The organism is Stenotrophomonas sp. YJH_SMC_80 (assembly GCF_059372495.1).
The window spans coordinates 1-7,366 of the sequence record NZ_JCAFVP010000032.1; the positions used below are offsets into that span (position 1 = coordinate 1).

General features: G+C 66.7%; 6 protein-coding genes. All 6 read left to right on the forward strand.

The window, feature by feature from the left end; all coding sequences use genetic code 11:
• A partial coding sequence (locus AC5P99_RS21485; RefSeq protein WP_495201820.1) for a methyl-accepting chemotaxis protein occupies nt 1-472 on the forward strand: 472 nt, incomplete at its 5' end.
• Nucleotides 473-676: 204 nt separating this feature from the next.
• Complete coding sequence (locus tag AC5P99_RS21490; RefSeq protein ID WP_005413239.1) at nt 677-1,450, forward strand: flagellar brake protein; 774 nt, start codon at nt 677-679, stop codon at nt 1,448-1,450.
• A gap of 197 nt (nt 1,451-1,647) precedes the next feature.
• A complete protein-coding gene (locus AC5P99_RS21495; protein ID WP_262091418.1) occupies nt 1,648-2,139 on the forward strand; it encodes a chemotaxis protein CheW in 492 nt (163 codons plus the stop codon).
• A gap of 136 nt (nt 2,140-2,275) precedes the next feature.
• A complete protein-coding gene (locus AC5P99_RS21500; RefSeq protein WP_005409515.1) occupies nt 2,276-2,659 on the forward strand; it encodes a hypothetical protein in 384 nt (127 codons plus the stop codon).
• Nucleotides 2,660-2,760: 101 nt separating this feature from the next.
• Nucleotides 2,761-5,136, forward strand: coding sequence for a methyl-accepting chemotaxis protein (locus AC5P99_RS21505; RefSeq protein WP_024957771.1), 2,376 nt, complete (start codon nt 2,761-2,763; stop codon nt 5,134-5,136).
• A gap of 733 nt (nt 5,137-5,869) precedes the next feature.
• The coding region (locus AC5P99_RS21510; protein WP_495213539.1) for a cache domain-containing protein at nt 5,870-7,366 on the forward strand (1,497 nt) is incomplete at its 3' end.

Consider the following 7,366-nt stretch of genomic DNA (forward strand, 5'->3'; position numbering starts at 1 on the left):
GGAGATCAAGGGCCTGATCGATGATTCGGTCGGCAAGGTCGCCGAAGGCTCCAGCCTGGTGCACCAGGCCGGCAGCACCATGGGCGAGATCGTCGCCTCGGTGCAGCGCGTGACCGACATCATGGCCGAGATCTCCGCCGCTTCGCAGGAACAGAGCGCCGGCATCGAGCAGGTCAACCAGACCGTGGTGCAGATGGACGAAACCACGCAGCAGAATGCCGCGCTGGTGGAGGAAGCGACTGCTGCGGCGCGCGCCATGGAAGACCAGGCCGTGCAGCTGGGCGAAGCCGTGGCGCGCTTCCGGCTGGCATCGCAGGGCGTCGCCGCTGCGCCGGCACGCTTGGCCAATGCACCGCAGCCACGTCAGGTCGCGGCCGCCCTGCCCGTCACCAAGGCAGTACCGACACGGCCGCTGCGGGCGTCGGCCGCCCAGCCGGCGCTGGCTGCCGAGGGTGATTGGCAGGAGTTCTGACCCCACGCAGAAAGCATCCGCCCATGGGATGGATGCACCAGCGCGGCGGGCCACGGGGTCAGATCCCTTTCCCACGGGAAAGGGATCTGACCCCTTATGCATGGAAAGTGATGCAAATCCCACTTCATAATCCAATGAAGAGGCCGATATCCCCATCGAGCCTGCACCGACGCGTGCTGGCGCCCGCCCCTGATCACAGACTCCATGTCCGACGGCCACGACACTGAACTGCATGATGTCCACGCGGCCGACGCCGCGGACGAACGCTTCCTGGTCCGCAACCCCCGCCAGCTGCGGCAGCTGCTGCGCTCGCTGATCGACCAGCGATCACTGATCAACGCGCATATCGACGGCCGGGATCGTTCCTTCCCGACCGCCCTGCTTGATCTCGACGAGGACGAAGACTACCTGCTGCTCGACGGCAGCCCGCAGGAGGCATCGAACCGTGCCGCCGAGCAGGCCGACCACCTGCTCTGCTTCGCCCAGCTTGAACGTGTCCTTGTGCGGTTCCGCCTGCACGAACTGCAGCGCGTGGACAACGATGGCCACGTCGCCTTCCGCGCCCCGCTGCCGGACGAACTGGTGCATCTGCAGCGCCGTGAGCTGTACCGGCTGGAGACCCCGGTCACCGACTCGCCGCATCTGCTGCTGCCACCCGGCGAAGCACGTGCCGAAGCGCTGTCGATGCGGGTGGTGGACATCAGCGGTGGCGGCCTGGCCGTAGTGGTTCCCAACGACTGCGCCGTATTCGGCCTGCAGAAGCGCTACCCGGCGCAGCTGTCGCTGCCCGATGGCCCCGACCTGGACATCGAACTGGTGGTCTGCAACCTGCTGCCACAGCGACAGCCCAATGGCATCGAGGTCAAGCGCGTGGGAATGCGCTTTGACAGCCTGCCGCGCGGCGGCGACAGCGCCATCCAGCGCTACATCTTCCGCATCGACCGCCAGCGCAAGGCGCGCCGCAACGGCGAGCTCTGAGGCCCGTCCGACCGTTCGTGCCGGCCAGCGGCCCGCACTACCGATCTTCGGCGGATCCACGCCATATGCGCGTGCCGGCCGCGCCGCGGCAGATCCACGCCATGCGTGGATGCCTCTCCCCCGGCACCTAAAGTCCCCCCACGCGGGGCCGATATCGAGCCTGACACCGGGACTTCCGGCAGAACCAGGACCCCTCGATGAACGACAAGACCAGCTCCGCCGCCAGCGCCGGTGGCGAATTCCTCAGCTTCACCCTCGGCGCCGAGCACTACGGCGTGGACATCCTCAAGGTGCAGGAGATCCGTGGCTACGATGCGGTCACCCGCGTGCCGGACGCCCCGGACTACATCAAGGGTGTGATCAACCTGCGCGGCACCATCGTGCCGGTCATCGACCTGCGCTTGAAGCTGCGCCTGGACAACGCCCGCTACGACGCCTTCACCGTGATGATCGTGCTCAACGTCGAAGACCGCGTGGTCGGCATCGTGGTCGACAGCGTGTCGGACGTGATCCCGCTGTCGGCCGAGCAGATCCGCCCGACCCCGGAGTTCGGCGCTGCAGTCGACACCCGCTTCATCTCCGGCATCGGCACCCACGACGACCGCATGCTGATCCTGCTGGACATCGAGACCCTGCTCGACAGCGCCGACACGGGCCAGGCCTCCCTCGCCGAAGACGCTGCCGCCTGATCCATCGGACCTGCTTCACGTTCTGGTCACAAAACCCTTCAGTTCCCCCCAGCGGTGCCGATAGGGGGACAGAAGCCGGTCGCGCAGGAGCGCGCGGAACCGGAACGACCATCACCATCCCCGGAGATACACCTCGATGAAGTCCCTGCTTGCGTTCGTTTCGGCCGCTGTCCTGGCCACCACCGCTTCCTCCGCGTTCGCCCAGGCGGCCGACATGATCCCGCCGGAACTGGCCCCGCGTTCGGTCGGCAAGGACGGCATGGTCTGTGGCAAGGTCGAAAAGGCCCGCTACGCAGAAGGTTCCGAAGGCCAGCCGACCTTCCTGTACATGGGCGGCGCCTTCCCGCGTCACACCTTCTCGGCCCGCATCGCCGGCGAGAACCGCGGCAAGTTCTCCTTCCCGCTGGAAACCCTGGAAGGCAAGACCGTGTGCGTGATCGGCAAGATCCAGCGCGACGCCTCGCGCGCGGAAATCGAAGTCAGCTCGCCGGCCGGCCTGAAGCTGGCCAACATCAAGTAATCCGCTGTCCGTCGAACCACGCCGGAGCTTGTGCCGGCGTGGTTTCTGCTGCAACCGGGCCCGACGCCCGGACGCGTCTGCCTTAGGAGATCGCAACGCCCATGCCGTGGATCAACAACCTGAAACTGATGCCGAAGCTGCTGTTGACCTTCGGCGTCCTCCTGCTGGTGATGCTGCTGCAGGGCATCGTCGCCTATCGCGGACTGCATTCGCTGAACAACGTCACCACCGAGTTGGCCGGTTCGCGCATGGAAAGCATCCGCATGGCCGGCGAGATGCGCGGCATGCTGGGCGAGTACCGCAATGCCGCCTACCAGCAGCTGATCCGCGCCAGCGATGACGTCAAGTCCGACGCGCGCAAGCAGGCCGTCGACCTGCGCACCAGCATGGACACGTCGATCAAGGAATACCCGAAGCTTGTCGACAACGCGCAGCAGAAGAAGCTGTTCGATACCTTCGCCAAGGAATGGAAGGACGCCCTGGCCTCCTACGACAGCGTCACCGAGATGCTGGAGCTGGACCTGCCGGACGATGCCATCGATACCTTCGTGGGCGAGACCCGCACCAAGCACCGCAAGGCTGCATCCGCGCTGGAAGCGCTGATCGCCGAAGACAACCGCCTCGCCCGCGCCTCGCGCGAAGAGGCCGCGTCCACCTATTCCGCCTCCGCCGTGCTGACCGTGATCGCCCTGCTGGGCGGCGCCGCGCTCGGCCTGGTGCTGGTCTGGCTGTTCGCGCGCGCCCTGGTCGGCAGCGTGCGTGGCGCCGTGTCGGTTGCCAACGACGTGGCCGGCGGCAAGCTTGATGGCCACATCGACGTCAGCCGCCAGGACGAAGTGGGCGAGCTGATGCAGGCCATGCAGCGCATGCAGCGCGACCTGCGCGAACGCATCGAAACCGACCAGGCCGTTGCCCGCGAGAACCTGCGCATCCGCACCGCGCTGGACTACAGCTCGACCGGTGTGTACCTGACCGATACCAGCAACACCATCGTCTACAGCAACCGCGCCCTGCAGCAGACCCTGAGCCAGTACCAGGATGAAGTACGCCGCGACCTGCCGGACTTCGATGCGCAGGCCTCGCTGATCGGCAAGCCGGTCACCGTGCTTGAACACCGCGGCGAGATGGACCAGACCCTGCTGGGCAATCTGAAGGCCCACGGCGTCGCCCGTCGCCCGATGCAGTACGGCGATGCCCAGTTCGCGCAGGTGGTGTCGACCATCCGCAACGAAGGCGGCGACACCGTCGGCTACGTGGTGGAATGGCGCGACCGCACCCAGGAAGCACTGGTCGAAGCCGAAGTGGCGCGCGTGATCGCCCAGGCCGCCGCCGGCGACCTGTCCGGCCGCATCGACGCCAGCGACAAGGAAGGCTTCTTCCTGCAGCTGGCCCAGCAGATCAACGGCCTGCTGGACGCCAATGCCGGAAGCATCGAACAGATCTCCGGCCTGCTCGCCGCGCTGTCGCAGGGTGACCTGACCGTGCGCATGCACGGCGACTACCAGGGCGTGTTCGCCCGCATGCGCGACGACGCCAACGCCACCGCCGCGCAGCTGAGTGAAATCGTCACCCGCATCAAGCAGTCCAGCCGTGCGATCAGCTCGGCCGCCGGCGAGATCGCCTCGGGCAACAGCGACCTGTCGCGCCGTACCGAGCAGCAGGCCGCCAACCTGGAAGAGACCGCCGCCTCGATGGAGGAACTGACCTCCACCGTGCGCCAGAACGCCGAGCACGCCCGCCAGGCCAACCAGCTCGCCATCGGCGCGCACGGCGTCGCTTCGCAGGGCGGCGAGGTGGTCGGCCAGGTGGTCACCACCATGTCGGCCATCGAAGCCTCGTCGAAGAAGATCGCCGAGATCATCAGCGTCATCGACGGCATCGCTTTCCAGACCAACATCCTGGCGCTGAACGCTGCGGTGGAAGCCGCGCGTGCCGGCGAGCAGGGCCGCGGCTTCGCCGTGGTCGCCAGCGAAGTGCGTACCCTCGCCCAGCGCTCGGCCGCCGCCGCCAAGGAGATCAAGGGCCTGATCGACGATTCGGTCGGCAAGGTCAACGACGGCTCGGCGCTGGTGCACAAGGCCGGCGCGACCATGGGCGAGATCGTCGCCTCGGTGCAGCGCGTGACCGACATCATGGCCGAGATCTCCGCCGCCTCGCAGGAACAGTCGGCCGGCATCGAGCAGGTCAACCAGACCGTGGTGCAGATGGACGAAACCACCCAGCAGAATGCCGCGCTGGTGGAAGAAGCCACTGCCGCCGCGCGTGCGATGGAAGAACAGGCTGGTCAGCTCAGCGAGGCTGTGTCGATCTTCGTGGTGGACGAAGCCGAGGTCGTCGCCGCCCCGCGCGTCACCGCCCCAGCGCCGCGCGCCGCTGCACCGGCTGCCCCGTCCCCGGCTGCCCCGCCGGCCCGCCGCACGGCCGGTGGTCGTCCGATGGCCACCGAACTGGCCGACGGAGACTGGCAGGAATTCTGAGGCCTGCCTGACCTGACGCACGAGAACGCCTTGGCCCTGCGCTGGGGCGTTTTTGTTTACGGGGTATCTGGATATCCAGCCAACGGCGAAGCCCCTCGGGATGGTCGGTCGAAGCGCTGGGTTACTGAGGGTTGGCCGCGAGGGTGGGCTGCGCAGGGGACGCCGTGAATACGTCCTTGTAGGCTCGGTCGCCGCATCCATGCGGCTCACGCCCCTGCGCAGCCCACCCTCCCGGCCACGGAAAATTTCCGTGCGCGTCCACCCCGGATTGAAGAAAGAAGAGCAAGAGCAACAGCCGTATTGCTTCCGGGGTCAGATCCGTTTTCCGCAGGAAAACGGATCTGACCCCTCTTTCCACTTGGAAACCCAATGCTCTTGCCGTCCGACACCGGGATATCGAATGGGCCGGGCAAGGGTGGGTTGGCGGGGGTGTCCGCGGCATGGATGCCGCGGCCAAGCCCCCAAGGACGGGTTTACGGCGTCCCCCGCCAACCCATCCTGGCCCGGCCCTTCTCGCAACCCCTGACCACCGACCAAGCGCCGTTGCTGTTGCTGTTGCTTCAAAACCAGCCTGCCGCAGGCAGCGCCGCAGCCGCCGCTGCGAGGAAACCTGAATACGTTCGAACACCTCACCTCAATCCCCCGCCCCAGCGGCCGATAACGGGGTTGTCACGGCGTATCCCGCCGCTGACCGGCTCGGCGCCGCCCGCCCGTTTCGACCTGGTCCTGCTCGATGAATCTCCTGCATCGCTGGCAACACTACTTCAGCAATCTCTCCGTCCGGCGCAAGCTCAACCTGCTGACGCTGCTCATCGCGCTCGGCGTGATCGCGCTCTCGGTGATCGCCGCCCGCATGCAGTACCTGGACCTCACCGAGACCCGCAAGACCGCGCTGAAGACCCAGGTCGAACTCAGCTACGGCATCCTCCAGCACTACCACCGCCTGGCCGGCACCGGCGAACTCAGCGAGGACGCCGCGAAGAGCGCCGCGTTGCAGGCCCTGGAAGTGATGCGCGCCGAGAACGATACGTACTACTTCAACATCTACGACACCGGCTACCGCCTGCTGATGCACCCGTTCCGCAAGGACCTGGTCGGCAAGGACATGAAGGACTTCCGTACCGACGACGGCGTGCGCATCTATTACGACCAGGTCGAAGCGGCCAAGGCCGGCGGTGGCTTCGTCAACTATCGATGGGCCAAGCCGGGCAGCAAGGGCGAGGTCGAGAAGGTCGCCTACGCCGGCCTGTTCGCGCCGTGGAACTGGGTGGTCAGCAGCGGCGTCTACATGGACGACGTGCAGCGGCAGGCGCTGGTGTTCACCGCCATCATGGCGATCTCCGGTGGTGTGCTGGTGCTGATCGTGCTGGCCCTGAGCTGGGTCATCGGCAACCGTATCGCGCGCCCGCTGAAGCAGGCCACCGCCGTCGCCGAAGGCATCGCCAATGGCAAGCTGGACAGCCATATCGGCCCGCAGCCGCATGACGAACCCGGTCGCCTGCTGGAGGCCATGTCCGGCATGCAGCAGCAGCTGCATGCGGTCATCGGCGGCCAGCGCGAAATGGCCCGCCGTCACGATGCCGGCGAACTGAGTTACCGCATCGACGCCAGCGTCTTCCCCGGCGAGTACGGGCTGATGGTGCAGGAGACCAACACCCTGGTCGGCAGCCATGTGCAGACCCTGCATGACGTGCTGGACGTGGTACAGCAGTACGCAGTCGGCGACCTCAGCCGCGACATCGCCCGCTACCCCGGCGAGAAGGCGGCGATGACCACCACCGTCGACACCGTCAAGGCCAACCTCGGCCGCATCAATGCCGAGATCAAGCAGCTGGCCAGTGCCGCCGCCGCCGGCGACTTCAGCCAGCGCGGTGATGCGCAGCGCTTTGATCACGATTTCCGCCTGATGCTGGAAAACCTCAACGCAATGATGGCGGTCAGCGATGACAACCTCGGCAAGCTCTCGCAGTTGCTGTCGGCCATCGCCGAAGGCGACCTGACCGCACGCATGCACGGCGACTATCAGGGCGTGTTCGCACGCATGCGCGACGACGCCAACACCACCGTTACGCAGCTGACCCAGATCGTTGGCCAGATCCAGGCCAGTGCCTCCAGCATCACCCTCGCCGCTGGCGAGATCGCGTCCGGCAACAGCGACCTGTCGCGCCGTACCGAGCAGCAGGCCGCCAACCTGGAAGAGACCGCCGCCTCGATGGAGGAACTGACCTCC

What these genes read in the sequence shown, in the direction of transcription:
- AC5P99_RS21495 (WP_262091418.1), top strand. Translation starts at nt 1,648, where the DNA reads ATGAACGACAAGACCAGCTCCGCCGCCAGCGCCGGTGGCGAATTCCTC.
- AC5P99_RS21500 (WP_005409515.1), top strand. Translation starts at nt 2,276, where the DNA reads ATGAAGTCCCTGCTTGCGTTCGTTTCGGCCGCTGTCCTGGCCACCACC.
- AC5P99_RS21505 (WP_024957771.1), top strand. Translation starts at nt 2,761, where the DNA reads ATGCCGTGGATCAACAACCTGAAACTGATGCCGAAGCTGCTGTTGACC.
- AC5P99_RS21490 (WP_005413239.1), top strand. Translation starts at nt 677, where the DNA reads ATGTCCGACGGCCACGACACTGAACTGCATGATGTCCACGCGGCCGAC.